Annotated in this window: 1 protein-coding gene; it reads left to right on the plus strand. The window is 75.8% G+C overall.

Annotated elements, in window-relative coordinates:
• Nucleotides 1-28: 28 nt before the first annotated feature.
• Nucleotides 29-736 (plus strand): condensation domain-containing protein (locus tag ACWPOB_RS28535; RefSeq protein ID WP_455402874.1); only part of this gene is annotated, 708 nt, incomplete at its 3' end.

Consider the following 736-nt stretch of genomic DNA (forward strand, 5'->3'; position numbering starts at 1 on the left):
CGCTCCGCGCACACCGACGGAGGAGGCGGTGGTCGCCGCGTTCGCGCAGGTGCTCGGCCTCGCGCAGGTCGGGATCGACGATTCGTTCTTCGACCTCGGCGGCAACTCCCTCGACGCCACCCGCGTCGTCGCCCGCCTGAACTCCGCAGGCTCCGCCCTGGCGGTGCGCGACCTGTTCGAGGCGCCCACCCCCGCGGGGCTCGCCGTGCGGCTGCTCGAGCGTCCCGCCCCGCGGATCGCCCTCACGGCCCGGCCCCGCCCGGCCCGCGTGCCCCTCGGCCCGGCGCAGCAGCGCATGTGGGTGCTCAACCAGCTCGACCCCACCTCCGCGGCGTACAACATCCCGGTGGCGCTGCACCTGTCCGGGTCCCTCGACGCCGCGGCCCTGACCACGGCATGGCAGGACGTGACCGACCGGCACGAGAGCCTGCGCACCGTCTTCCCCGCCGACGCGGAAGGTCCGCATCAGGTGGCCGTCGACGTCGGGGTCCCCCTCGACCTCACCGAGGCACCTGCCGACGTGCATGCCGCCGTGGCGGACTTCGCCGGGGCCGGCTTCGACCTGACCGTGGACCTGCCGGTGCGGGCCCGGGTGCTGCGTCTGGGTGTGGAGGAGCACGTGCTGGTGCTGGTGTTGCACCACATCGCCGCGGACGGGGTGTCGGTGGCGCCGCTGGCCCGGGACCTGATCGCCGCGTACGCCGCCCGCACCGCGGGTGCGGCCCCGGCGTGGGCG

Source organism: Rhodococcus sp. 2H158, from assembly GCF_053764755.1.